The sequence below is a fragment of the Delftia sp. NA_296.1 genome (assembly GCF_052692095.1).
In genome coordinates, this window is record NZ_JBQZGF010000009.1 from 171,574 (window position 1) to 196,870 (window position 25,297).

At 69.1% G+C, this 25,297-nt stretch carries 23 protein-coding genes; 6 read left to right on the forward strand and 17 right to left on the reverse strand.

The window, feature by feature from the left end; all coding sequences use genetic code 11:
- Positions 1-98: 98 nt before the first annotated feature.
- The 5 genes from hutC to ACUTR7_RS21885 form a co-directional block, all read right to left on the reverse strand.
- Positions 99-869, reverse strand: a complete 771-nt coding sequence (gene hutC / locus ACUTR7_RS21865; RefSeq protein ID WP_049801468.1) for a histidine utilization repressor — start codon at positions 867-869, stop codon at positions 99-101.
- Between the two features lie 27 nt (positions 870-896).
- Positions 897-1,676 (reverse strand): ABC transporter ATP-binding protein, encoded by a 780-nt coding sequence (locus tag ACUTR7_RS21870; protein WP_012202086.1) that lies wholly within the window; start codon positions 1,674-1,676, stop codon positions 897-899.
- Positions 1,676-2,560 carry an ABC transporter permease gene (locus tag ACUTR7_RS21875; protein ID WP_016447378.1) on the reverse strand — a complete coding sequence of 295 codons (885 nt, stop codon included), beginning with the start codon at positions 2,558-2,560 and terminating at the stop codon, positions 1,676-1,678. Before ACUTR7_RS21875 ends, ACUTR7_RS21870 begins: the two co-directional genes overlap by 1 nt.
- Before the next feature lie 18 nt (positions 2,561-2,578).
- A complete protein-coding gene (locus ACUTR7_RS21880; RefSeq protein ID WP_192368601.1) occupies positions 2,579-3,553 on the reverse strand; it encodes an ABC transporter substrate-binding protein in 975 nt (324 codons plus the stop codon).
- 274 nt (positions 3,554-3,827) lie between these two features.
- The gene (locus ACUTR7_RS21885; RefSeq protein WP_445609817.1) at positions 3,828-4,718 is read right to left on the reverse strand and encodes a LysR substrate-binding domain-containing protein; all 891 of its coding nucleotides are present in this window, start codon (positions 4,716-4,718) and stop codon (positions 3,828-3,830) included.
- 94 nt (positions 4,719-4,812) lie between these two features.
- Here ACUTR7_RS21885 and ACUTR7_RS21890 point away from each other — a divergent pair, with 94 nt between their 5' ends.
- The 3 genes from ACUTR7_RS21890 to ACUTR7_RS21900 all read left to right on the forward strand — a co-directional run bounded on the left by ACUTR7_RS21890 (position 4,813) and on the right by ACUTR7_RS21900 (position 9,368).
- On the forward strand, positions 4,813-6,054 hold the full coding sequence (locus tag ACUTR7_RS21890) for a CaiB/BaiF CoA transferase family protein (RefSeq protein ID WP_202757689.1): 1,242 nt from the start codon (positions 4,813-4,815) through the stop codon (positions 6,052-6,054).
- Positions 6,055-6,064: 10 nt separating this feature from the next.
- The gene (locus ACUTR7_RS21895) at positions 6,065-7,216 is read left to right on the forward strand and encodes an acyl-CoA dehydrogenase family protein (RefSeq protein ID WP_445609818.1); all 1,152 of its coding nucleotides are present in this window, start codon (positions 6,065-6,067) and stop codon (positions 7,214-7,216) included.
- Positions 7,217-7,436: 220 nt separating this feature from the next.
- On the forward strand, positions 7,437-9,368 hold the full coding sequence (locus ACUTR7_RS21900; protein ID WP_428148304.1) for a RecQ family ATP-dependent DNA helicase: 1,932 nt from the start codon (positions 7,437-7,439) through the stop codon (positions 9,366-9,368).
- Positions 9,369-9,464: 96 nt separating this feature from the next.
- On the opposite strand, the gene ACUTR7_RS21905 is transcribed toward ACUTR7_RS21900, so the two are convergent.
- The 3 genes from ACUTR7_RS21905 to ACUTR7_RS21915 all read right to left on the reverse strand — a co-directional run bounded on the left by ACUTR7_RS21905 (position 9,465) and on the right by ACUTR7_RS21915 (position 13,356).
- Positions 9,465-10,274: a DUF4198 domain-containing protein gene (locus ACUTR7_RS21905; RefSeq protein ID WP_445609819.1), complete on the reverse strand. Its 810-nt coding sequence runs from the start codon at positions 10,272-10,274 to the stop codon at positions 9,465-9,467.
- Between the two features lie 6 nt (positions 10,275-10,280).
- The gene (locus ACUTR7_RS21910; protein ID WP_034397614.1) at positions 10,281-10,769 is read right to left on the reverse strand and encodes a hypothetical protein; all 489 of its coding nucleotides are present in this window, start codon (positions 10,767-10,769) and stop codon (positions 10,281-10,283) included.
- 172 nt (positions 10,770-10,941) lie between these two features.
- Positions 10,942-13,356 carry a TonB-dependent hemoglobin/transferrin/lactoferrin family receptor gene (locus tag ACUTR7_RS21915; protein ID WP_445609820.1) on the reverse strand — a complete coding sequence of 805 codons (2,415 nt, stop codon included), beginning with the start codon at positions 13,354-13,356 and terminating at the stop codon, positions 10,942-10,944.
- Positions 13,357-13,634: 278 nt separating this feature from the next.
- Here ACUTR7_RS21915 and ACUTR7_RS21920 point away from each other — a divergent pair, with 278 nt between their 5' ends.
- The 3 genes from ACUTR7_RS21920 to ACUTR7_RS21930 are packed head-to-tail and all read left to right on the forward strand — an operon-like array spanning position 13,635 to position 16,976.
- Complete coding sequence (locus ACUTR7_RS21920; protein WP_034397609.1) at positions 13,635-15,008, forward strand: aspartate aminotransferase family protein; 1,374 nt, start codon at positions 13,635-13,637, stop codon at positions 15,006-15,008.
- 7 nt (positions 15,009-15,015) lie between these two features.
- Positions 15,016-16,089, forward strand: a complete 1,074-nt coding sequence (locus ACUTR7_RS21925) for a GNAT family N-acetyltransferase (RefSeq protein WP_445609821.1) — start codon at positions 15,016-15,018, stop codon at positions 16,087-16,089.
- Positions 16,071-16,976 carry an arginase family protein gene (locus tag ACUTR7_RS21930; protein ID WP_445609822.1) on the forward strand — a complete coding sequence of 302 codons (906 nt, stop codon included), beginning with the start codon at positions 16,071-16,073 and terminating at the stop codon, positions 16,974-16,976. Before ACUTR7_RS21925 ends, ACUTR7_RS21930 begins: the two co-directional genes overlap by 19 nt.
- 36 nt (positions 16,977-17,012) lie before the next feature.
- On the opposite strand, the gene ACUTR7_RS21935 is transcribed toward ACUTR7_RS21930, so the two are convergent.
- From ACUTR7_RS21935 to ACUTR7_RS21975, 9 genes are all read right to left on the reverse strand, one after another.
- Positions 17,013-18,242, reverse strand: coding sequence for a DegT/DnrJ/EryC1/StrS family aminotransferase (locus ACUTR7_RS21935; RefSeq protein WP_445609823.1), 1,230 nt, complete (start codon positions 18,240-18,242; stop codon positions 17,013-17,015).
- The gene (locus ACUTR7_RS21940) at positions 18,235-18,729 is read right to left on the reverse strand and encodes a DMT family transporter (protein ID WP_445609824.1); all 495 of its coding nucleotides are present in this window, start codon (positions 18,727-18,729) and stop codon (positions 18,235-18,237) included. Before ACUTR7_RS21940 ends, ACUTR7_RS21935 begins: the two co-directional genes overlap by 8 nt.
- Position 18,730: 1 nt before the next feature.
- A complete protein-coding gene (locus ACUTR7_RS21945; RefSeq protein WP_012202070.1) occupies positions 18,731-19,099 on the reverse strand; it encodes an EamA family transporter in 369 nt (122 codons plus the stop codon).
- Positions 19,089-20,030: an alpha/beta hydrolase gene (locus ACUTR7_RS21950; RefSeq protein WP_445609825.1), complete on the reverse strand. Its 942-nt coding sequence runs from the start codon at positions 20,028-20,030 to the stop codon at positions 19,089-19,091. The genes ACUTR7_RS21945 and ACUTR7_RS21950 overlap by 11 nt, the downstream gene beginning before the upstream one ends.
- Before the next feature lie 174 nt (positions 20,031-20,204).
- Entirely contained in the window at positions 20,205-20,909 is a 705-nt protein-coding gene (locus ACUTR7_RS21955; RefSeq protein ID WP_034397598.1) for an MtnX-like HAD-IB family phosphatase, read from the reverse strand.
- The gene (locus ACUTR7_RS21960; RefSeq protein WP_088166469.1) at positions 20,902-21,846 is read right to left on the reverse strand and encodes an HlyD family secretion protein; all 945 of its coding nucleotides are present in this window, start codon (positions 21,844-21,846) and stop codon (positions 20,902-20,904) included. Before ACUTR7_RS21960 ends, ACUTR7_RS21955 begins: the two co-directional genes overlap by 8 nt.
- Positions 21,843-22,601 carry an ABC transporter ATP-binding protein gene (locus tag ACUTR7_RS21965; protein WP_013800028.1) on the reverse strand — a complete coding sequence of 253 codons (759 nt, stop codon included), beginning with the start codon at positions 22,599-22,601 and terminating at the stop codon, positions 21,843-21,845. The genes ACUTR7_RS21960 and ACUTR7_RS21965 overlap by 4 nt, the downstream gene beginning before the upstream one ends.
- A gap of 15 nt (positions 22,602-22,616) precedes the next feature.
- Entirely contained in the window at positions 22,617-23,771 is a 1,155-nt protein-coding gene (locus ACUTR7_RS21970) for an ABC transporter permease (protein WP_012202065.1), read from the reverse strand.
- Positions 23,768-25,240 (reverse strand): efflux transporter outer membrane subunit, encoded by a 1,473-nt coding sequence (locus ACUTR7_RS21975; RefSeq protein ID WP_349614634.1) that lies wholly within the window; start codon positions 25,238-25,240, stop codon positions 23,768-23,770. The genes ACUTR7_RS21970 and ACUTR7_RS21975 overlap by 4 nt, the downstream gene beginning before the upstream one ends.
- Positions 25,241-25,297 lie beyond the last annotated feature (57 nt).

Below are 25,297 nucleotides of genomic sequence, written 5' to 3' on the forward strand. Positions count from 1 at the left end.
GTGTCTGGGAGGGTGTGCCGGGATGAATGTCTATGCCTGTCTATACAATATCAATCGAAGCGGAACAGCGCAAGAGCGGGAACCCCGCCTTTCAGGCCTCAGCCGTCGTGCGATCCGCCGTCGGTGCGAAAGCGGCTGCCCAGCCGGTAGCGCATGCCCGGATGCACGCAGTGCACCCAGGTCACGGGCGTGCCCAGGTACCAGGTGCGGCGCGTCAGCGTCAGGCAGGGCTGGTCGGCGTCCATCTGCAGCCAGCGCGCCTGCTCGGGCGTGGGCAGCATGGCGTCCACCACATGCTCGATCTGGTCGAAGGGCACGTTGCGCACCAGATACACCGAAGGCTGGATCAGCGAAAAGTCCTGCTCCATGAAGTCCGGCGCCATGCGCGGGTTCACATGGCGGTCTTCCAGCTGCACGGGCACGTCGTTCTCGAAATGCACGCCCTGCAGGTGGAACACCGAGCTGCCCGCAGACAGCTGCAGCGAAGCTGCCGCCTCGGGCGAGGCCGACTCGCGGCGCACGCTGATCAGCTCGAAGCGGTGGTCATGGCCGCGCTGGCGGATTTCCTCGGCGATGTTGGCGATGCGCAGCAGCGTGGACTGCGGCTTTTCCTCGGCCACGAAGGAGCCCACGCCGGCCACGCGCACGATCACGCCCTGCTCGGCCAGCTCGCGCAGCGCGCGGTTGGCCGTCATGCGGGCCACGCCGAACTCCTGCACCAGCTCCTGCTCGGACGGCACGCGCTCGCCGGCCGACAGCGAGCCATCGGCGATCTTGCGCAGCACATGGTCCTTGACCTGCTGGTACAGGGCCATGGGCACCTCCGCCGTCGTTGCGGAAAGTCGGGAAGCCGTGGAACGCGAAGACATGGTGTGGGCAGTGGTCATGGAAAAGCGTCAGTGTGCAGCAGCGGCCAGCGACTCTGCGCGAATCTCTTCGGTCAGCCGGGCTTTCAGCTCCATGAACTCGGGCGAGGTCTTGACCGTGTAGTGGCGCGGATGCGGCAGGTTCACGGGGATATCGGCCTTGATGCGGCCCGGGCGCGCGCTGAACACGGCCACGCGGTTGGCCATGAAGATGGCCTCGTCGATGTCGTGGGTGACGAACATCACGGTCTTGCGCTCGGCCTCCCAGATGCCCAGCAGCAGCTCCTGCATGAGCACGCGGGTCTGGTTGTCGAGGGCGCCGAAGGGCTCGTCCATGAGCAGGATCTTGGGATCGTTGGCCAGCGCGCGCGCAATGGCCGTGCGCTGCTGCATGCCGCCCGACAGCTGCTTGGGAAAGTGGTTCTCGAAGCCGCGCAGCCCCACCTTGGCGATGAAGTAGTCGCTGCGCTCCTTTTGCAGCGCCTCGCTCACGCCCTTCTCGCGCAGGCCGAAGCGGATGTTCTGGGCCACGGTCAGCCACGGAAACAGCGTGTAGCTCTGGAACACCATGCCCCGATCGGCGCCCGGCCCGTCCACGGCGCGGCCGTCCAGCAGCACCTGGCCCGTGGTCGGGAAATCCAGCCCCGCTGCAATGCGCAGCATGGTGGACTTGCCGCAGCCCGAGGGGCCGAGGATGGTGACGAAGTCGTTCTCGCGGACCTCGAAATCCACAGGCAGCAAGGCCTGCGTGCTCGTGCCCTTGTGGCTGGTGAAGGTGCGCGAAACACCTTGAATGGACAGCAGATTCATCACAGGGTGCTCCACTCGAACATGCGACGGTTCAGAGATTTGAAGATGAAATCGGACACCAGGCCGATGAGGCCGATCACGATGATGCCGAAGATGATCTGGCCCGTGTTCAGCAGCGCCTGGCTGTCGGTGATCATGTGGCCGATGCCCGAGGACGAGCCGATCAGCTCGGCCACGATCACATAGGTCCAGGCCCAGCCCAGCACCAGGCGCAGCGTCTCGGCAATGCCGGGCGCGGCGCCCGGGATCAGCACGCGGCGCACCACGCCGGTGTTGGAGGCGCCCAGCGTGTAGGCGGCCTCCACCAGGTCCTTGCGCGCGCCGCCCACGGTGACGGCCACCATCAGCGTGATCTGGAACACCGAGCCGATGAAGATGACCAGCAGCTTCTGCGTCTCGCCCACGCCGGCCCACAGGATCAGCAGCGGGATGAAGGCCGAGGCCGGCAGGTAGCGGCAGAACGAGACAAAGGGCTCGAAGAAGGCCTCGACCGGCTTCCAAGCGCCCATGGCAATGCCCAGCGGCACGGCCACGACGGAGGCCAGGATGAAGCCGCCCATCACGCGCCATACCGTCATGCCGATGTCGTGCAGGAAGCCGTACTCGGTGAACAGCAGCACGCCCTCGCGCGCCATGGTCATGGGGCTGGCCAGGAAGGTCGGGGAGACGAAGCCGCCCAGCGTCACAGCCGCCCAGACGAGAAAGAACAGCACGAAGAAGGCCACACCCAGCACCCACTTGGCCGTGGGGCTGACGGGCTCCAGCGGCGCCATGCGGCGGCGGCGGACGGGGGCTGGCGCCGCGGCGGGCGCGGGAGCGTGCGGTGTGGCGTGGGTCATGGGCTTGTTAGCCGGCTGGACTGCGGAAGTGGATGCGGCTTGCATGGTCATCCCCTGGCGGGCTTACTGGATGAAGCTGGCGTCGTACATCACGCCATAGTTCTCGGGGATGGAGCGGATGATGCCGGCCTCCTTGAGGATCACGGCCGATTCCTTCATGAACGGCACCAGCTCGTTGGCGAAGAATTTCTGGTTGGCTTCCTTGTCGGACCACTTGAGGTAGGAGGCCGACTTGCCGAACTGCTCGCCACCCTGCTTGACGGCCGCGCCCATGATCTCGAAGGACTTGGCCTTGTCGGCCTCGATCATGGCCACCGCATCGAAGTACGACTGGGCCAGCGCCTTGGCGGCGGCCGTGTTCGCCTTGAGCCACTTGGGATCGCAGCCCACCGTGTCCATGACCATGGGGTAGTCGATGGTGGTGGCCAGGATCTTGCCCGCCGCCGGGTTGGCACGGATGGTGGACAGGTAGGGCTCGTAGCTCATGGCCGCATCGTTCTGGCCGGCCACGAAGGCCTGGGCCGCGGGCTGGGGCTCCAGCGAGACGGTCTTCACATCCTTCATGGTCATGCCGTTCTTGTGCAGCATCCAGGCCAGGCCGAAGTACGGCGCCGTGCCCGGCGCGCTCACGGCCACCGTCTTGCCCTTGAGGTCGGCAAAGCCCTTGACGTCATTGCGCACGGCAATGCCGTCGGCGCCATAGGACTTGTCCATCTGGAAGATCTGCACGATGGGCACGCCGTTGGTGTTCCAGGCCACATGCGTCTCGATGGTGGTGGCCGCGCACTGGATGGCGCCCGAGGCCAGGGCCAGGTGGCGGTCCTTCTGCGGAATCATCTTCAGGTCCACCGCCAGGCCGTTCTTCTTGAAGATGCCGGCCTTGTCGGCCAGGGTCAGCGGCGCGAAGCCGGTCCAGCCCGACATGCCCAGGGTGATCTTGGTCTCCTGCGCGGCAGCGGGCTGCAGTGCGGCGGCAAGGCAGAGGGCGGCGGCCAGCGGCCCCAGGGGCAGGCGGCGGAACGTGGGGATCGAACTCATGTGGCACTCCTCGGTCGGGAAAGCAAGTTGGCGATGGCAGTTTCGGGGTCCGCAGGCAGACAAGTGCGGGAGCCCGAAGTGTGTTTTTGCCGACCGGACATGTATATACAGGATTACCCGGCAAACCGGTGATGGAGCGAGCATCCTGCATCTACCTGCGATCAACACGGAGAGCAACAGCAAATGCCGTGCCAACCAAGCTTGTCCATACAACCTGGGGAAAATCCCGGGTAACCGCTCACCACCGTGGTGCATGCCACGGGGCTGCGCGCCGCTACGGTGCAATCACGGCACGCGCCACCTTCAAGAACGGTGCAATCAGCGGCGAGGCATTGCCCGCCGGCACGGCCAGCACCACGCCCTGGGGGGCCACGCGGCCCCGGATGCGGCGGCAGGCCAGGCGCTGGCCATCGTGGGCGCGGTCCACCACTGGCCGCGTGGTCAGCACGCTCAGGCCGTGGCCATTGGCCACCATGGAGCGCAGCATCTCGATGGAGGCGAACTCATGGGCCACCAGCGGCGTCACGCCGGCCTCGCGGAACAGCGACAGGAAATACTCGCGGCTGTGCGGCAGGTTGATCAGCACCAGCGGGTAGCGGGCCACCTCGGCCAGCCCCACGCTGGTCCTGGCCGCCAGCGCATGGCGCTGCGGCAGCAGCACATAGGGCGGCAGCGCCGCCACGGGCAGCAGCTCCATGCGGGGGCGCGCCAGGCCCGTGTCGTACTGCAGGGCCGCATCGAGCTCGCCGCGCTCCACCTGCTGCGTGAGCGAGGCGATATCGCCCTCCACCAGCTCCAGCGCAATGCCGGGGTGCAGGCGCTGCATCTGCGCCAGCAGGGCCGGCACCCAGCGCGCGCCCAGCGTGCTCAGAAAACCCAGGCGCAGCACGCCCGCCATCGCCGCCGTGCGCGGCCCCTGCAGGCTGCGTGCGCCGTCCAGCAGCGCCTGGGCCTCGCGGCTGCGCACCGCGCCGGCCGCCGTGAGATCCAGCCCCTTGGCATGGCGGCGCACGAACAGCGCCTCGCCCCACAGCGCCTCCAGGTCGGCGATCGCCTTGGAGATGGACGGCTGGGACACGCCGATGGCCTCGGCCGCGCGCGCCGTGCTGCCATGGCGTGCGGCGGCCACGAAATACTCCAGCTGGCGCAGGCTGATTTGGATCATCTTTTTGAATGCAGTGAATCAGGAATGAATATTTTCCATTGATTCAATCACGCGCCAGCATGCAGCCATAGACCACCCGTCCAAGGCTGCACCCATGACCGAGTCCACCCCCCTTACCGCCCGCCCGCTGGACGGGGTGCGCATCCTCGACTTCACGCGCGTGCTGGCCGGGCCGCTGTCCACGGCCCTGCTGGCCGACCTGGGCGCCGAGGTCGTCAAGATCGAGCCGCCGCAGGGCGACGACTACCGCGCCATCGGCCCCATGAACAACGGCGAAAGCGCGCTGTTCACGGTGATGAACCGCAACAAGCAAAGCCTGGTGCTGGACCTCAAGCACCCTGAGGCCGTGGCCCTGGTCCACGAGATGGCCGCCCAGGCCGACGTGGTGGTGGAGAACTTCCGGCCCGGCGTGGCCGAGCGCCTGGGCATAGGCGCAAGCCAGTTGCGGGCACTCAATCCGCGCCTGGTCTACGTCAGCGTCTCGGGCTTCGGCCAGACCGGGCCGCTGGCCCACCGGCCGGCCTACGACATCATCGTGCAGGCCATGAGCGGCCTCATGGAGGCCACGGGCGAGCCCGATGGCGCGCCCACCGTCGTGGGCGAGGCCGTCAGCGACGTGGTGGCCGGCCTGTTCGCCTCCTGGGCCACGCTGGCCGCGCTGCTGCAGGCGCGCGCCACGGGACAGGGCCAGCAGGTGGACGTGGCCATGTTCGACACCACGCTGAGCTTTCTGGCCACCTCGGTGGCGCGCTACCTGTTCACGGGCCGGCCCGCACGCCGTGTGGGCAACCGCCATCCGCTGTCCGCACCGTTCGGCGTGTACCGCGCAGGCGACGGCCACTTCGCGCTGGCCGTGCTCAACAACAAGCTGTTCGCCGCCGCCCTGCAGGCCATGGAGCTGGGCGGGCTGGCCGGCGACCCGCGCTTTGCCAGCGACGAATCACGCTCGGCCCACGAACCCGCGCTGCGCGAGGCCATCGAGGCCTGGGCCGGCAGGCATGAAGTGGCGCAGGTGGTGGCCGCGCTGGATGCGGCCGGCGTGCCCGCCGCCCCCATCTGGAACATTGCCCAGGCGCTGGAGTCGCCCCAGAGCCAGGCGCGCGGCCTGCTCGGCGCGGTGCAGGACCCGCGCCTGCCCGGCCTGCGCCTGCCCACCCAGCCCGTGCATTTCAGCGGCGCCGCACCCAACCGCGCCGAGCGCGCACCGGCCCTGGGCGAGCACACCGAGGCCCTGCTCTCGCAGTGGCTGGGCCGGGGCGCCGAAGCCATTGCCGCGCTGCGCGCATCCGGTGCCCTGGGCACCGCAGGCGCGGCCCCCTCTTCCCCATCACATTGAGCCAACCGACATGAACCTCCAACGACTGGGCACCACCGCCGACGACCACGCCATTGCCGATGCCGTGGCCCGATTTGCCGACGACGCACTCGCCCCGCTGGCGCAGCGCATGGACGAAGAGGCACTGTCCGCCACCTGCCATGTGCCGGGCCTGTCGGCCCTGGGCGTGATGGGCATGAACCTGCCCGAGGCGCTGGGCGGCCCCGGCGTCACGCCCACGGCCATGCTGCTGTCCCTGGTGGCCATCTCGCGCGCCTGCGCGGCCACCTCGTCCATGATCGGCGCCCACTACCTGGGCACCGATGCCGTGCTCATCGGCGGCGACGACGCCCAGCGCCAGCAGTGGCTGCCGCACTGCGCCAGCGGCCAATGGCTGGCCGCCTTTGCGCTGACCGAGCCGCGCGGCGGCTCCCACCCGGCAGACATGCGCACGCGCGCCGTGCGCGATGGGGACGACTATCTGATCACGGGCGTCAAGCACTTCATCTCCAACGCCGCCGAGGCGCGCCTCATGGTCGTCTTCGCCAAGACCGACATGGAGGCTGGTGCACGCGGCGTCAGCGCCTTCATCGTGCCGCGTGACCTGCCCGGCATCCAGATCTCGGCCCCCGAAAAACTCATGGGTATCCGCGGCGGCCATGCCTTCGAGGTATCGCTGGACGGCGTGCGCGTGCCTGCCAGCCACCGGCTGGGCGCCGAGGGTACAGGCTTCAAGACGGCGATGAAGGTGCTGGACAACAGCCGCCTGGACGTGGCGGCCACCGCCCTGGGCGTGGCCGAGGCCGCCCTGGCCGCCGCCGCGCAATGGGCCAACCAGCGCCTGGTCGGCGGCGAGCCGCTGGCCACGAAACAGGGCATCCAGTGGAAGCTGGCAGACATGAAGCTGCGCCTGGAAGCATCGTGGGCACTGACCATGCAGGCCCTGGCCTTGCGCCAGGCCGGCCAGCCCTTCACCCAGCACTCGGCCATGGCCAAGCTCCATGCATCCGAAATGGTGGGCTTCGTCACCGACGAAGCCCTGCAGATCCACGGCGGCTACGGCTACACGCGCGAAATGCCGCTGGAGCGCCTGGTGCGCGATGCACGCATCCTGCGCATCTACGAAGGCTCGTCCGAAGTGCAGCGCAGCATCATTGCGCGTGGGGTGCTGGGCGGCAGCTGAATGCAGCAGCGGGTGGCTAGGAGAAATCTGAAAATGGCACCCTCGCGCCTGGAAAAGGCCGTTGATGCAGTGCGGCTCAAACCCCAGGTCTTCCCTGGACCTTGCGAGGGGGCGCAAAATGGCGGCTGTTGCGGCCTTCGGGCCGCAGCGCATTTTTTGCGGGAAGCGCCCGCATCCCGCTCCCTCCCGCGCCAGCCGCCTCTGCCGAAAGAAGTCCCCGTTGTCCGCCGCGCATTCCGTCCTGCAAGCCGTGTTCGGCTACGAACAATTCCGCGGTCCGCAGGAGGCCATCGTCTCGCACGTGGTCGCCGGCGGCGATGCGCTGGTGCTCATGCCCACGGGCGGCGGCAAGAGCCTGTGCTACCAGGTGCCGGCCATCGTGCGCCAGCAGCAGGGCCACGGTGTGGCGGTGGTGGTGTCGCCGCTGATCGCGCTCATGCACGACCAGGTCGGCGCGCTGCACGAGGCCGGCGTGAGCGCCGCCTACCTGAACTCCACGCTGTCCTATGACGAGACGCAGGAAGTCGAATGGCGCCTGCAAAGCGGCGACATCACATTGCTGTATGCCGCGCCCGAGCGCCTGAACACGCCGCGCTTCCTGGGCCTGCTCGACGACCTGCATGCCCAGGGCAAGCTGTCGCTGTTCGCCATCGACGAAGCCCACTGCGTGAGCCAGTGGGGCCATGACTTCCGGCCCGAGTACCGCGCGCTGAGCGTGCTGCACGAACGCTATGCGGGCGTGCCGCGCATCGCGCTCACGGCCACGGCCGATGCGCTGACGCGCGCCGACATCGTCGAGCGGCTGCAGCTGGAGAGCGCGCGGCACTTCGTCAGCAGCTTCGACCGCCCCAATATCCGCTACCGCATCGCCGAGAAGAAGGACGTCAGCAACCAGCTGCTGCGCTTCATCGAGCGCGAGCACGAGGGCGAGGCCGGCGTGGTCTATTGCCAGTCGCGCAAGCGCGTGGAGGAGCTGGCCCAGACGCTGAGCCAGGCCGGCGTGCCCGCCCTGCCCTACCACGCGGGCCTGCCCTTCGAGACGCGCCAGCTGCACCAGGACCGCTTTCTGCGCGAGGACGGCATCGTCATCGTCGCCACCATCGCCTTCGGCATGGGCATCAACAAGCCCGATGTGCGCTTCGTGGCCCACGTGGACATGCCCAAGAACATCGAGGGCTACTACCAGGAAACCGGCCGCGCAGGCCGCGACGGGCTGCCCGCCGATGCCTGGATGGCCTACGGCCTGTCCGACGTGGTCAACCAGCGCCGCATGATCGACGAAAGCCCGGCCGAGGACACCTTCAAGCAGGTCATGCGCGGCAAGCTCGATGCCCTGCTGGGCCTGGCCGAGGCCACGGACTGCCGCCGCGTGCGGCTGCTGGCCTACTTCGGCGAGCAGTACGGCCTGGGCGCACCGGGAGAAGACGCAGAGACGGACCTTGAAGGCAGGCCGCTGCAGCGCGTGGCAAAGACCGCCTGCGGCAACTGCGACAACTGCATGGAGCCCCCGGCCCTGTGGGATGGCACGGACGCCGCGCGCAAGCTGCTGTCCACCATCTACCGCGTGCACGAGGCCAGCCAGCTGACCTTTGGCGCGGGCCACATCATGGACGTGCTGCGCGGCAAGGACACCGAGAAGGTGCGCCAGTACGGCCACGAGAAGATCTCCACCTTCGGCCTGGGCAAGGACTACAGCGAGCCCCAGCTGCGCGGCGTGATGCGCCAGCTGCTGGCCACGGGCGCCCTGGGCCTGCACAAGATCACCAGCGAGAACAGCGGCCACAGCTTCGACACCCTGTGCCTGGCCGATGGCTCGCGCGACGTGCTGCGCGGCAATGTGCCCGTGCAGCTGCGCGAGGCCGTGGCCGCGCCACGCACGCGCACCTCCAAGCGCGCCACCCAGCCCAACGCGGCCGCCGCCAGCCTGGGCCCCGATGCCCAGGTGCGCTTCATCAACCTCAAGGCCTGGCGCGCCGAGGTCGCGCGCGAGCACAACCTGCCGGCCTATGTGATCTTCCACGACGCCACGCTGGCCGCCATTGCCGAACGCAACCCGGCCTCGCTGGACGACCTGCAGGGCATCAGCGGCATGGGCGCCAAGAAGCTCGACGCCTACGGCGCCGAGGTGCTGCGGGTGGTGGCCACGGGTTGAGGCGCATAGCCCTCATGCACATCGCATGGGGCTGGGCTTCACCATGAGAAAAGGCCTGCACATGGGGGCAGGCCTTTTTCGTGAAACCGGAACCCCTTACTGCGCCAGCACCCTGAAGGTCAGCGTGTAGTTGTTGCCGTACTGCGGCGCGGCGGCGCCGGCGGGGGCGTCGGCGCGGTAGCGCACCAGGGCCAGGTAGATGCCGGACTTGGGCAGGGCGTAGGAGATGCGGCCCTCGCCATCGGTAGTCAGTGCATCCACGCTGTGCTGGCTGGCCAGGTCCATGGCCGAGCGGAAGATTTCCACCTTCTGCGCAGCCAGCGGCTTGCCGTCGTACTGCACGGTGAAGTCGAACTTCTCGCCCGCGAACAGGTCGGCCGGATGCGTGACAGGCACGATCTCCAGGCCCTTGCCTGAGGGCGCGAGCGCGGCCCGGCTGGGCTTGCCCACCGTGATGTAGGTCTCGGAGACCGACAGCGACTGGTAGTGGCTCAGCAGCCTGGCATCGGCCGGCGTGGGCGTGGCGGGATCACGCGCCGTCTCCACCTTGCCGTTGCGCTCCCACGAACGGAAGACGGCGCCCAGGCGCGGGCCGGTGCTCACGCGGTAGGTGCCCTTCTCGTCGGGCAGTTGGTGCTCGGCCACGGTACGGGTCTTGAACTGGCGCACATCGGCCATGGGCGTGACCGAGCCGTCGGGCGCCGTCACGGTGAAGCGCGTTTCGCCAAAAGCCACTTCGGGGATGAAGAACTTGTCGGCAAAGCTGGCGTCCACGCTGATGACGGCCCGGGGCTGGGCCTCGAAGCTGGTGGGCAGCAGGTAGGGCGTGTGGGCCTGGGCGGAGATGCACACGGCCGACAGCAGTGGCAGCCACCAGGCCAATCGCTTGGATGGGGTTTTGTCCATGTCCGCTCAGGGCTTCTTGACGTCGTTCTTGTCCACGACGCCATCGGCATTGACGTCGGCTTCCTTGAAGCTGCGTTCGGCGACGGCCATGTCTTCTTCCACGGTGTATTTGCCGTCGCGGTTCCTGTCCACGATGCCGAAGCGCACATGGGCCTGCTTCATGGACTGGGCATAGCGCTCGTCGGGCTGGCGGCCCGCGTACTGCTGCTTGAGGCGGGCCTCGAACTCGTCCACGTACTCCTTCTCGCTGAGCCAGCCGTCGCCATTGGTGTCGCCTGCCAGGAAGCGCTGCTTGCGCACGGTGTCGTACTCCTGGCGCGTGACCACGCCATCACGGTTGGCGTCGTAGCTGCCCATGAAGGCAGACTGGCCATGCCCGCCCGCAGGCTGGGCCGGGCCGCTGGCGGACGGTGCCGTGGGCGATGCGCAGGCGGTGAGCAGGGCCGCCAGGCCGGCAGCGGCCAGCATGCGGTGGGACAGAGAGAACTCGATCATGAAACGACTCCTGAAGTAGGCAGATACAGCGGCGGCTGCGATGGTGGTGGAGGCTTTCCGGCCGACACCGCCGCTGTAGGGAAGGCCGGCCGGCCCCTGGAGAAACTCCTCAGATCCGCGCCACGCGGCAAGTGAAGGTGGCGTGGATGCAATGGCATGGTGCGCAGGGTGCTCAGAACGCAACGTTCATGGACACGGCGAAGGTGCGGCCCGGGTTGCTCAGCAGCTCGATGTCGCGGCGGTCGCGCGCCACGCCGGGCTGCAGGCTGCGGGTGCTGGAATAGTCCCAGTAGCGCTTGTCGCCCAGGTTGTAGATGCCTGCGTTCAGGCGCACGTTCTTTGCGACCTGCCAGTAGCCGGCCAGGTCGAAGATGGCATAGCCGGGCACGCGGAACAGCTCGGTGGTCGAGTCGGTCAGGCCGGTGCCCGCGTTCTGGTAGCTGTCGCGGTTGGTGGCCACGGCCTGCTTGCCCGCGACGAAGGTGCCGGTCAGGTTCAGGCCCCATTGCCGGGCCGGTGCGTCATAGCCCACGCCCACGATGGCCTTGCGCGGCAGCACGCTGTCCAGCGGCACATCCTTGTCGCCTGCGTAGTAGGACTTGGAGGTGCCGCGGCTGATGCCCAGCGCCCAGGTGGAGTACAGGCCCCTGGCGGCGGGCATCCACTGGCCGTGGTCCAGGCGCGCGCTGGCCTCGAAGCCGTAGATCTTTGCGCTGTCGCGGTTCTCGGCCTGGTAGATGGTGCCGATGTGGGCGGGCACGTTGACGAACAGGTCGGGACGGCCCGCGCGCAGGTAGCGCGTGTAGGCGATGAAGTCGGAGTACCTGGTATAGAAGACCGAGCTGTTGAAGGTCACGCCCGGCGTGGGCGAACCCTTGAGGCCGAAGTCGAAGGCATTGCTGCTTTCCTCCTTCAGGTTGGGGTTGCCGACCAGCGCGTACTGGTTGCCGGTGTTGTAGTTGCTGGCCATGTTCCACGAGCCGAAGATCTCGCCGGCCGAGGGCGCGCGCCCGCTGCGCTTGAACTGGGCATAGGCGCTGAACGTGGGCGTGAGGTCATAGACCAGGGCCAGGCTGGGGCTGAGGATGGTGTTGCCACGCGTGCCGCCGTAGAGCTTCTGGACATCGGCGGCCGTGAGCACGCCCGAGACGAAGTTGTCCAGGTCGCGTGTCTTGATCTCCACGCGGTCCACGCGCAGCGCGGGAATCAGCGCCAGGCGGCGGCCACCGGCCTGGAAGCTGATCTCGTCCTGCAGGAAGGCGCCGTAGCGGCGGGTGGTGGTGTCGGGCTGGGGCTTCATGTTGCCGGACACGGCCCAGGGGCGCTCCGTGTCCTGTGTCGATGCATTCACGCCAAAGCTCAGGCGGTGGCGGTCGATGCGCTTGTCGCCCGTGCTCGAGAAACCCCAGGTGCGCGTCTCGTTGCCGGAGACGTTGTGCACCTTGGCGCCCGTGGCCAGCGTGGTGGTGTCGGTGACGTCGTTGGTGTCCGTGTTCTGGAAGTACAGCCGCGTGTCCAGCTGGTCCACCCAGGCGCCGGCCGGTGTCCACAGGTGCTGCAGCTGCAGCGTGTTGCGACTGGTGTCGCTGTTCTGGCGCGAGCTTTCGGTGATGCTGGTGTTGGTGGTGTCCCAGCCGTGGAAGGAGGTGTCGTTCTTGCGGCGGTACAGGTCGGCCGACAGCACCAGGCGGTGGGCCGGGTTGATGCGCAGGCCGCCCTTGAGCAGCAGCGCGTTGGAGTTCCAGTCATCGGGATAGCTGTTGACGATGGCGCTGTGGTTGCGCGTCTCGTGGCCGTCGCGGCGCGAATAGGCGATCAGGCCGTCGAGGTCGCCCGAGCGGCCAGCGGCCGTGAAGCTCTCGTTCCAGGAGCGGTCGGCCGTGTCGTGGCCGATCTTGCCGCCCAGGTAGGAGGTCTTGCCGCCCACCAGGTAGTCCTCGGCGGACTTGGTGCGAAAGCCCACCGAGCCGCCGATGCCACCGGCCGCGCGCCGCGCCGTGGTGGTGCCGGAGAGGATGTCCACGGCCGAGAACATCTCGGGGTCGATGAAGTCGCGGCCCACGCCGAAGGTGTTGGCGCCGACACGGCTCACATAGGGGCGCGTGGTGGCGTCGGGCATCTCGACGCCGTCCACATCCATGCCGATGCGGTTGCCCTCGATGCCGCGGATGTTGTAGCCCGTGGTGCCCGAGCGGTCGAAGCTGCTGCGGTTGCGGCTGGTGCCCGAGGCCGTGCCCGGCGCTGAGACCAGGGGCTGGTAGCGCACCACATCGGCCATGCTGCCGGCCTGCTCCAGCGCCGGGCCGCTGACGGTGGTGGAGGCGCCCGGCGTGCGCTGCACGGGCTCGGCTGCATCGACCACATCGACCTGGGCCAGCGCCTTGGTGGGAGCCTGTGCCATCAGCCGGGCCTCATCGTCCGCAGTCTGCACATGCGTCTGCGTCCGCGTCTGCGCCCAGGCGCCGGGCGAGGCCAGACCGATCACGGCGGCCTGCACGGCCACGGCCAGCAGGCTGGGCCGCAATGCCGGCGTGCGCGAGGGATTGCGGGAGAGGGAGAGGAAAGACGAACGCGAAGACACAGCCATGGCGGGAATCGGGGAAAGAGGGTTGCTGGCTAGCTGCCGACCTGTCCGCGGAGTGCTCTTGCGAGACCATTGCTCCCCCCGTGTGTGATTGTTCCTGCTGGCTTTCCGCGATTCTCCCATCAATTGATAATGATTATCATTTGTTTTGTCTCATTTACGTCACAGGGGCCGATCCAGTCTCCGCGCGGGCCTCCTCCACAAACCCCACACAAAGACTCGACAGCGCAGCAAGATTGCCCGCTCACACTGCGGCGGCTGAATATCTGGAGCCCTTTGCTGTGATCAATAACGCCCAACTTCTGGCCGACGAAGCCAAGTACTGCTCGTTCGGGGATACCGTCCACTACGTCAACCCGCCCAAGATCTTCTCGGGCTGCGAAGGCAGCTACATGTACGACGAGGCCGGCACGCCCTACCTTGATCTGCAGATGTGGTATTCGGCCGTGAACTTCGGCTACAAGAACAAGCGCCTCGAGCAGAAGATGATCGAGCAGCTGCAGACCCTTCCCCAGGTCGCCAGCCAGTACCTGCACCCCACCAAGATCGAGCTGGCCAAGTTCATCGCCCAGGATGCGGAGCGCAAGTGGGGCCATGCCGGCCGCGTGCACTTCAACGTGGGCGGCGCCCAGGCCATCGAGGACTCGCTCAAGGTCGTGCGCAATGCCAGCGGCGGCAAGAGCCTGATGTTCGCCTTCGAGGGCGGCTACCACGGCCGCACGCTGGGCGCCTCCAGCATCACCTCCAGCTACCGCTACCGCCGCCGCTACGGCCACTTCGGCGACCGCGCGCAGTTCATCCCCTTCCCCTACCCGTTCCGCCGCCCCAAGGGCATGACGTCCGAGGAATACGCGGACTCCATCGTCCGGGAATTCGCGCGCAAGTTCGAGAACGAATACCACGCCATCTGGGACCCCAAGACCAACCAGTGCGAGTACGCGGCCTTCTACGTGGAGCCCATCCAGGGCACGGGCGGCTACGTCGTGCCGCCGCCCAACTTCTTCAAGGGCCTCAAGAAGGTGCTGGACGACCACGGCGTGCTGATGGTGGTCGATGAAATCCAGATGGGCTTCTGGCGCACCGGCACGCTGTGGTCGGTGGAGAACTTCGGCGTCAAGCCCGACGTGCTGGTCTTCGCCAAGGCGCTGACCAACGGCCTCAACGCCCTGTCGGGCCTTTGGGCGCGCGAGGAGCTGATCAACCCCACCATCTTCCCGCCGGGATCGACGCACTCCACCTTCGCCTCCAACCCGCTGGGCACGGCCCTGGGCCTGGAAGTCATGAAGATGACCCACGAGATGGACTTCGGCCGCCAGGTGCGCGAATCGGGCGCCTACTTCCTCGAAGGCCTCAAGGAGCTGCAAAAGCGCCACAAGGAAATCGGCGACGTGGACGGCCTGGGCCTGGCGCTGCGCGCCGAGATCTGCACCGAAGACGGCTTCACGCCCAACAAGGCGCTGCTGGACAAGATGGTGGACATCGGCCTCGAAGGCGGCCTGGAATACCAGGGCCAGAAACGCGGCCTGGTGCTGGACGTGGGCGGCTACTACAAGAACGTGATCACCTTCGCGCCCTCGCTGATGATCTCGCGCCCCGAGATCGACGAAGCCATGGTCCTGCTGGACCAGTTGCTCACGAAAGCCAAGGCGGCCTGAAGGCGCGATGCCCGCAGAGCGCCTGCACAACCAGCTCGAACCCCCAGGCCTGCTCGCGCAGTTCGCGGCCCATCCTCCCGAGGGCTTCGCACTGCTGCAGGACTGGCCGGCGCCGGCCTTCACGGCGCCCTTCGATCTTCTGACCACGGCGGACGACGCGCTCAAGGCGCGTCTTTTGTCGTTGCCCGGTGGCGGCTGGCTGTCGCGCCGGCTGCGCCTGTCCACCGACTTCGTGGGCACCACGGTCAGCGAGTACGCCGTGCTGCCCATCGGCATCCCTGCCGCCCAGCAGGCTGCCGCGCTGCGTGCGCGCGCAGGCCGGCGCATGCTGACCATCGTCAAGGACCTGCCCCAGGATTCACCGCTGCTGCCGGACGCCGACAACGCCCACGCACGGGCGCTGGCGCAGGCGCTGGCCGATGCGGGCTTCATCCTGGTCGAGGGCCAGGCCCTGGCCCATGTGCCCATCGACTTCTCCAGCCTGGACGAATACCTTGCGCGCCTGCCCAAAAGCCGCCGCCAGAACCTGCGCCGCAAGCTCAGGAGCCGCGCGCAGCTGCAGGTGCAGCGCATTCCCACGGGCGCGGCCTTTGCCGATGACGCCTGCGTCGATGCCTACTACGCGCTGTTCGATGCGGTGTATGCGCAAAGCGAGATCCACTTCGACAGGCTCACGCGCGATTTCTTCGCGGCCCTGCTGCGCGATGCAGGCAACGGCGGCACCGTGTTCGAATACCGCGCGCTGCAGGACGACGGCACGCCCGGCGCGCTGCTGGGCTGGAACCTGTGCTTCGAGCACGGCGGCAAGCTGATCGACAAGTACATCGGCCTGTCCTACCCGGCCGCGCGCGAGGCCAATCTCTACTTCGTGAGCTGGATGGTCAACCTTGAATACGCCATCGAACGCGGCCTGAGCCACTACGTGGCCGGCTGGACCGACCCCGAGGTCAAGGCCCAGCTGGGCGCCAGCTTCACCTTCACGCAGCATGCGGTCTTCATCCGCAATCCGCTGCTGCGCGCACTGGGCCGGCGCTTTGCCGGCCACTTCGAAAGCGATCGCCAATGGAGCGAACAGAACTGAATGCCCAGCCGGTCGTGCTGGATGTGGATGGCTCGGTGGGGACCTTGCCCGGCGAGCTGCGCCTGCCGCTGCAGGACTGGCAGGAGCAGGTGCGCTTTGGCTGCGGCCTGCGCCGGTTTGCGCAGTTCCGCGCGGCGCTCGACGCGCAACTGCCCGCCGCGCATGGCACGGCCCTCATGGGCAGTGGCGACTTCCACCACCTGAGCTGGCCGCTGATCGAGCGCTGCATCACCGCCCAGGCCCTGTCCGCAGGCCGGCCGCTGCGCGTGGTCGTGCTGGACAACCACCCCGACAACATGCGCTTTCCCTGGGGCGTGCACTGCGGCTCCTGGGTGCGGCGCGTGGCCCTGCATCCGGCCGTCTCGCATGTGCATGTGGCCGGCATCACCTCCGGCGACATCGGCCGCGCGCACGCCTGGGAGAACTACCTCACGCCGCTGCGCGCCGGCCGCCTGAGCTACTGGAGCGCAGGCGTGGACACGGGCTGGGCGCGCCGCCTGGGCGTGGATGCCGCCTTTCGCGGCTTTGCCAGCGTGGCCGACCTGTCGCGCACGCTGGCGCGCATGCTGCGCGAGCAGGCCCAGCCCACCTACCTGAGCATCGACAAGGACGTGTTCGCGCCCGAGGTGGTGCGCACCAACTGGGACCAGGGTCGCATGCAGGAAGGCGAGGCCCTGGACATCATCAGCGCGCTGGCCGGCCAGATCGTGGGCAGCGACATCACGGGCGATGTGTCCTCCTGGCGCTACACGACCTGGTGGAAGCGCTGGATGAGCGCCGGAGACGGCCAGGACACGCAGATCGACGCGCAGACGCTGGCCACCTGGCAACTGGGCCAGCATGCGTTCAACGAACGCCTGGTGGAGCGTCTGCAGCAGGCCGGCTGAGGCCCCACCGGGGCTGCGGCGACCGGGGCTGCGAGGTCAGGCGGCGGCCTGCTTCGTGGCGCTTTCCAGCACCTGGACCAGATCGCCAAAGCGCGCGTCGTCGAACCACAGGCTGTTGCCCACCGCCACCAGGCGCTGCGCCCAGTCGCGCCCCTGGTCCACCACGTCCTGGCGTGCCAGGCCCAGCACATGGTCGTAGCGTCCATAGTCGGGCAGCACATGGACGAAGGGCAGCGACAAACCCCAGCCCCGCCCCCATTGCGCGCGCAGCAGCGCATCGCGCGTGGCGGCATCGCGCAGGCGCAGCAGCAGCACGGGCCAGACGCCTTGCGCACCCGGCACGGTGTCGCCCACCACCTCGATGCCATCGATGGCCGACAGCCAGGCGCCGCGCTCACGCGCCTGGCGCTGCAGTTGCTGCTGGAAATCCGCCAGCCGCGCCAGTGCGCGCCGGCCCACGCGGCGGCGCCAGGCGCCCAGTTCATGGCGGGGAATGGCGTCGTCGAAATCATCGCCGGCGGCCTGCACCCAGTCGCTGCGCGACAGCGCATCGCGCAGGGGACGGCCATAGGCCAGGTCCAGCCCGGCGGGGCGGTACAGCGCCGCATAGCCCAGCAGCTCCAGGCTGCGGCGCAACTCCCAGCCCCGGTCCTGGCGCACGCTGGCCGCATGTGTCTCGCGCAGTGCCTCGCGCAGCGCGGGGTCGCGCGCCAGCAGCACGCCGCCCTCGAAGGTGGTCAGGCCCTTGCCCACGGCCAGGCTGTAGAAGCCCACATCGCCCTGCCAGCCCACGGGCTCGCCGCGCAGGCGTGCGCCCAGGGCCTGGGCCGCGTCCTCCACCACCCAGGCGCCCACGGCGCGCGCGCAGTCCACGGCCGTGGCCACGTCGGCCACGCGGCCGCACAGATGCGTGGGCAGCACGGCCAGGGTGCGTTCGCTGCACAGGGCGCGCAGGCGCGCGGGCTCCATGTCCAGCGTGTCGGGATGCAGATCGCACAGGCGCAGTTGCAGGCCGCAGTGCGCCACGGCCAGGGCCACCAGCGGGCAGGTATAGGCGGGTGCGATGACTTCGCTGCGGCCCGGCGCCAGGCGGCGCAGGGTCTGCAGCGCCACCATCAGCGCCGAGGTGCCCGAGCATTCAAGCTGCACGGCGGGCACGCCCAGCCACTGCGCCAGCGCCGTCGCCAGGTCCGCGTCGCCCCAGGGCAGCAGGTCGGCCGCGCGCAGCGGCAGGCCCGCCGTGGGCGGCAGCACGCGTTCAGCCACGGTGCGAGCCGTGCTCGGCCGAGGCCGCCAGATGCGCGGCGCCCGCGCTGGCCGAGCCCGCGCCCGGGTTGCCGCCCGCATGGCCCGGCGTGTCATCGTCTGCGCCGGGCCCCTCGGCCTCCTGCGTCTCGCTGACGGCCAGGCAGGCGATGCCGGCCACGATGAACAGGCAGCCGATGATCTGGGGCATGCCTATGCGCTCGTCGAACAGCCAGTACGACAGCGCCAGCACGGAAAGAATCTCCAGGTGCGATGCCGCAAAGGCCGGGCCGATGGGCGCGCGCTTGAGCAAGGTCATCCACGAGAAAAAGGCGCCGATGTAGCCCACGAAGGCGCCATAGATCCAGGGCTGGCCGAACACGCGCGCCAGCCAGTCCACCGAGAACTCCAGCGGCAGCGCCGCATTGCCGGCCTGCTTGAAGCTCAGCTGGGCCAGCGTGTCGAAGGCCATGAGCACCAGAAAGCCGATGAAATAAAAGCGCTTCATTTCAATGGAGGCCCACGATGGCGACGCCGATGGACACCAGAACGATGCCTGCCACGCGCATGGGTGCCAGCTTCTCGGCAAACAGCAGCCGGCCCGCGATCATGATGGCCACGATGTTGATGGAGCCCAGCAGCACGCCTTCGGACAGCGGCACCAGCGAGAGAAAGGCCAGCCACAGCACGAACTCGGCCACGTAGCAGCCCACGCCCAGCCACAGCCAGGGCCTGGAGGCCATGAAGCGCCAGCGTGCCAGGCCGTCGAGGTCACCGGGCTGGCTGGCGGCGGCCTTGAAGGCCAGTTGCCCCCCGCTGTCCACCAGCACGTTCAGCACCCACAGCGTGATGACCAGCGGCGAGAGATCACTGCCCATGCCGTGCGGCCTCCGCAGCCCGCACCTCGCGGGGGGCGGCACCGCTGGCGATGCGCGCCACGAATTCGGTGGTGCGCGCGATCACGGTGCGGCGGTCGCGGTCGATGGTGACCATGTGGTAGCTGTTGTCCAGCAGCACCAGCTCGACATGGGCCTGGCTGGCGCCATGCACGATGTCATGGGCGTTGGCCACCGACGAGATGTCGTCGTTGCGCGCATGGATGACCAGGCAGGGCGAGCGCAGCTGGGGCAGGCGCGCCAGCACATGGGCCGAGAGGCGGCGCAGCTCGATGATGGACCACCAGGGATTGCCCGGCAGGCCGGCCGCCGCGCTGTCGCCCGAGTGCATCTGCTCGACCACGCGTGCGCGCAGCGCCTCGTCCTTGATGCCGTAGGGCGGCTGCTCCATGAACACGCTGCGGCGGCCAATGCCCAGCGCGCGGAACAGCGGCAGCAGGAAGGCCAGGCGCGTGTAGAAGGGAATGCTCCAGCCGTCGTAGCGGAAGGTGGTGGACAGGGCGCAGACGCCGTCCACCTTGTCGGGGTGGCGCTGGGCCACGGCCAGGGAGAGCACGGCGCCCATGGACAGGCCGCCGACCACCACATGGTCCATGTGCTGCGACAGTCGCTGCAGCCCGGCCTCCACGCTGGCCAGCCAGTCGGTCCAGCGCGTGTCCACGAGATCTTCCATGCTGCCGCAATGGCCGGCCAGCTGGACCGCATAGACGGTGAAGCCCTGCTTGTTCAGCCCCTTGGCCAGCAGGCGCATCTCGGCAGGCGTGCCCGTAAGCCCGTGCACCAGCAGCACGCCGGTGCGCGCGGCCGCGCCCGTGCCGGGCATGACGAATTCATGCTCGGTCACGCAGACGCTGTCCAGCCCCGTGGCAGGCTCGCTGCGCTGAACCAAGGAGAGCCCATCACTCAAATTCATGTCAATTTTCCATGACGCTGCGCGTCGCCCTCTGACCATGAAAATGGCGTGCCCTGAAGCCAGAGACACCAAGGAAGGGCCTTGGCCGGCCGCGCCGCCCCGCACCGAAGGTGTCGTCCCCCTTGGGGGGCGCCGTGCAACGGGAAGGCGCGAAGCGACTCAGGGGGTGGTATGTCATGCCAGCGCCTCCAGGCCCAGGACGACCTTGTCGAGGAGGGCCGTGGCCTGCTCGAAATGCTCGAAGGGCGCATGGGCGATGCCCCGGCTCTCGCAGTGGGCGATGAGCTTGTACTTGGCCAGCACGAAGTCGGCCCGGCCCGAGACGCAGAAGTCCGAGGTGCTGTCGCCCACGTAGAGCACGCGGCCGTTCAGGGCCTGCTGCTCGGCCAGGCGCTCGCACTTGCAGTTGCCGCTGGCGCGTGCGCACTGCGCGCTGGCCCAGGGAGAGTCCAGGCGCCAGTTGCGCTCGCCGGTCTGCACCAGGCGGTTGGCGATGACCTGCAGATGGCCCAGGCCATGGCGCTCCAGCACATGGCGTATGGCGTAGTCGATGCCGTCGCTGACCACCTGCACCACCATGCCGTGGGCCTGGGCGGCCGCCACGAAGCCGGCAAAGCCGGGGTCGATCTCGATGGTGTCCAGGTGGGCGCGCAGCTCGGCCTCGTCCATGTCCAGCAGCGCGACCTGACCCTTCATGCATTCGCGCGAGCCGATCTCGCCGCGCTCCCAGGCGTCTTCCAGTTCCTGCCAGCCGGGCTTGCCGAAGCGGTTGAGCAGGGTGTCGGTCACGTCCAGCAGGCTGATCGTGCCGTCGAAGTCGCTTTGCACCATCCAGCCGGGGGCGGCGGTGTCCAGATACAGGGGAATGCGCTTATTCATGAAACTGCACCCTTACGTTTTGACCCACGCGCACGGCGGCGGCGGGAGCTTGCTCGAAGACCAGCACGCACTCGATGACACGCACCGGCCCGCGCTGCTGGTCGTCCTGCAGCCGCGCCGTGCCATAGACGGGGCTGATGCGCAGCACGCGTGCCGAAGGCAGCTGCTGCTGTGCGGCGCCATCGGCGTCCAGCGTCACCGTGGCCCGCATGCCTTCGCGCACGGCGGCGGCGAAGCTTTCGTTGATTTCGGCGCGCACCTGCAGCGGGCGCTGCGGCAGCACCACCACGGCCGGCGTGCCGGGCACGGCCTGGCTGCCCGCATGGGTGGCCAGGCGCACCACGGTGCCGGCCTCGGGCGCGCGCAGTTCCTGGCGCTTGTGCTGGGCGCGCAATTGTTCGAGCTTGCGCTGTGCCACCTGGGCCTCGGCCGCGGCCACGTCGATCTCGGCCTGGGCATCGCGCAGCGCCTGCGCGGCCTCGTCCACGTTCTGCGCATCGGCGGCGCCCTCGCGCGCTGCGGCCTGCCAGCGAGACAGGGTCTGCTTGAGCTGTGGCAGGCGCGCGGCGCGTGCCTTCTGGCGGGCCTTGGCCAGCTGGGCCTCGGACTCGGCCACGGCCAGATCGGCCTGGCCCGTATCGTCGGCCAGCCTCAGCAGCAACTGGCCGCGCTGCACGGACTGGCCTTCCTTGACGGACAGCTGCTGCACCACGCCGGCCACGGCGGGCGACAGGTCCAGCAGGCCGCCTTCCACCTCGATCTTGCCGCGCGCCACGGCCACGGCCGCCGGGCCGTTTTGCTGCGCCTTGGCGCTGGCCTGGCCGGCATTGGCAGGCGCATCGTGCGAAGGACCGCAGCCCGCCAGCAGCGCGGCGGCGGCCAGCGCCGCAGCCAGACCGGCAGTGGACGCGGCAAGGCCGCTCAGGGGGTACTTCATTCTTTTTCCTTCAACGGGGAGGTCTGGCGCCAGTCGCTGCGGATGGCGCCGTCCTCCATGCCGAGCACGCGGTCGGCATGGCGCACCAGGCGCGGGTCATGGCTCACGCACAGCACGGTCGTGCCATGGTTGCGCGCCGCGCGGTGCAGGATGTCGATGACGCGCTGGCCGCTTTCGGCATCCAGCGCACTCGTGGGTTCGTCGGCAAACAGCAGCTGCGGCGCCTTGGCCATGGCGCGCGCGATGGCCACGCGCTGCTTTTCGCCGCCCGACAGTTCGGCCGGGCGCATGTGGGCGCGGTGGGACAGGCCGACCTCGTCCAGCGCCTGCTGCGCGCGGCGCAGGGCCTCGTCGCTGCGCAGGCCCATGTAGCCCAGGGGCAGCTGTACCTGCTCGATGGCCGTCAGCGCCGGGAACAGGTTGAAGCCCTGGAAGACGAAGCCCGTGTGGCGCAGGCGGAATTTCTCCAGCGCCCGCGTGCCCAGCTTGCCCAGGTCCTCGCCCAGCGCCATGGCGTGGCCGCTGTCGGGCGCCTGCAGGCCCGACATCAGCGACAGCAGCGTGCTCTTGCCGCAGCCCGAGGGCCCGGAGATCAGGCTCAGCTCGCTCGGGTACAGCGACACGGACAGGCCTTGCAGCACCTGCACGCTGACCATGCCCGACAGAAAGGACTTGCACAGGCGCACGGCCTCCAGGCTGGGTGCCGTGCGGGGCGCCGCCGTGGGCGCTGGGGAGTGGGCATTCATCACGTTCATGGGGTCTGGCCGTCTTCAGCGCAGCAGCGTGGCCGGGTCGGCACGCAACAGGCTGCGCATGGCGCCCAGGCCCGACAGCAGGGACAGCACGGCCACCAGCACGGCGCAGGCCAGCACGGCCGATGCGTTCAGCGCCACGGGCACGCGGTAGGCCATGGCCAGGGCCAGCAATACGGCGCTGGCCAGCGCGGCCATCACAAAGCCCAGGCCGCCGATCCAGCAGGCCTGCTCGACCACCACGCGGCCCAGTGCCGCGCGGCTCACGCCCAGCGCGTTGAGCACGGCGTACTCGCGCGAGGAAGCGGCCACCACGGCCTTGAGCGACTGGCTGGTGACCACCGAGCCCACCAGGCAGACGATGACGGCCATGAACAGCACGCCCGCGCCGGCGCCCGTGTCGAACATCCAGTAGCGCTGCGAGCGCCGCGCGAATTCCCTGGCCGTCCAGGCCTCGTAGGGGCCGAAGCTGGGTGTGGGCTGGTTCAGGCGCTGCTTCACGGCCTTGGCCGAGGCGCCCGGGCGCACGCGCGCCACGAAGTAGGTGCTGCCCTGGCCGGGGTCGCCCGCAATCTCGCGGGCCGTGGCCAGCGAGGCCAATACGTTCACGCCGCCCAGGCCACGCAGGCCGTCCACGGCCGCCACCACCTGCACGCGGTGGTTGTTGACCCAGGCCACGCCGCCTTCGCTGGTGCCCAGGGTCTGCAGGTCGGCCCGGTCCACGATCACGGCGCCGGTCTCGCGCAGGCGCTGGCGCTGCCAGGGCTGGAGCACGTGGGAAAACAGCATGGAGGCGTCATCGGTGGCAATGCCCGACAGGTAGACCGACACGCCGCCGCCGTGCTCGCTCGCCGCGCCGCCGGCCGCCGAGTCCGAGCGCCAGTCGCCGTCCACCCAGACATAGGGCTCGACCGCCGCGACATCGGGGTCCATGCGCAGGCGCATGTCCACGTCGCGGCCGATGGTGCGGCCGAAGTTCACGCTCTGCGTGCCCGGGTAGCCGATCCACAGGTCGGCCGAGGAAGCCGTCACATACAGCGCGGCCGAGCCGAAGATGCCCAGCACCAGCGCGGCCTGCATGGCCAGCAGCACGCCGGAGAAGCCCACGGCGAAGACGGAGGGAATGAAGCGGCGCCACTCGTGCACCAGCGTCTTGCGTGCCAGGGCGATCATGAGGGCGCTCCTTGTGCGAGCGGAGCCAGTGGAGCCATGCCGCTGCCGGCAGCGTCCTGGTCCTCGGCCGGCAGCGGCGCGCCGCCCAGGGCCTTGTACAGCGCCACGTAGGCCAGCGCATGGGCAGCCAGGGCCGTGGTCTGCTCGCTGCGCGCCTGCAGCGCGGCGCGCCGGGGCGCCAGGCCCCCGAATTCGCTGTCCAGGCCCAGCTTCAGGCGCTGGTCCTGCACGCGCTCGCGCTCGGCCAGCACCTGCTGGGTGGACTGCAGCGAGGCGATGCGCTCGCGCTGGGCGTCCAGCGCGGCCAGTGCGGACTCGACCTCGGCCACGCCGTCGAGCACGCTCTGGCGGTAGGCCTGGATGGCGGCCTGCAGCGCCAGCTCGCTGGCGTCGGCCTGGGAGCGGCGGCGGCCCCAGTCGAACAGGGGAATGTCGATCTGCGGCCCGAAGGTGGGTGCGTTGTCCTGCGTGGTACGCAGGTTCTGGGTGATGTTGAACGAGTACAGCAGCGAGCCGCCGATCACGAAGCGCGGATACAGCGCCGCATGCGCAATGCCCTGCTCGGCCGCCGCGCGCTCCACGGCGGCCTGCGCCACCTGGATGTCGGGGCGCGTGCGCAGCAGGTCGGCCGGCAGGACGGCCACGCCCAGCGCCTGGGGGCCGGGCAGCGGGGCCTTGGCATCGGCCTGCAGCCACTGCGCATCGGGCCGCGTGCGGCCCAGCAAGGCGGCCAGCATGTGGGCGCTGCGGGCCTGGGTTTCGCGCAGGCTGGCACGCAAGGCCGCGCTCTGGCCGGCCTGCAGTTGCAGCTGGTGCACGGCCTCGGCCGTGCCCAGGCGCTGCTGCTGGCGCACCTGGGCCAGTTGCAGGGCACGCGCATCCAGCAGTGCCTGTTCGTCGATCAGGGCGCGCTGGCGCTGGGCCATGCGGATGTCCAGATAGCGGTGGACCACATCAGCCACCAGGGCCACGCGGGCCGCCTGCAGGCGGCCCCGTGCGTCAAGCACGGAGGCGGCGGCATTGCGCTCGCCGGCCTCGCGGGCGCCGAACAGGCCCAGGTCCCAGCTCACGTCGATGCTGGCGTGGAAATACGAGTCGATGGCCGCAATGTCCTGCAGCGTGCGCGCACCGGCCGTGAACACGGGCCGGAAGGCCGAGCCGGCCGTGCCGGCCAGCAGCCGTTGCTGGCGCAGGCGCGACTGGGCCTGGGACAGGTCGAGGTTGGCGGCCAGCGCCTCCTCGACCAGGGTGTTCAGGGATTCGTCGCCCCAGGCCTTCCACCAGCCCTGCAGGTCGGGCGCTGCGGCCGAGCCAGGTGCACCCGGCGCGGCGGCGGGCAGGGGCTGCGTCCACTGCGTGGGCACCGAGCCGTCAAGCTGCGCCGGCGGCGGCGAGGAGCAACCGGCCAGCGCCAGGGCGGCGCCCAGGCACAGGCTGGAGAGGCGATGCGTCGCGGCGGCGTGGTTCACGGGATGGGCAGGCGGGAGGGGATGATCGAGGGGAGGACCGGGAAAACGAGGCCAGGG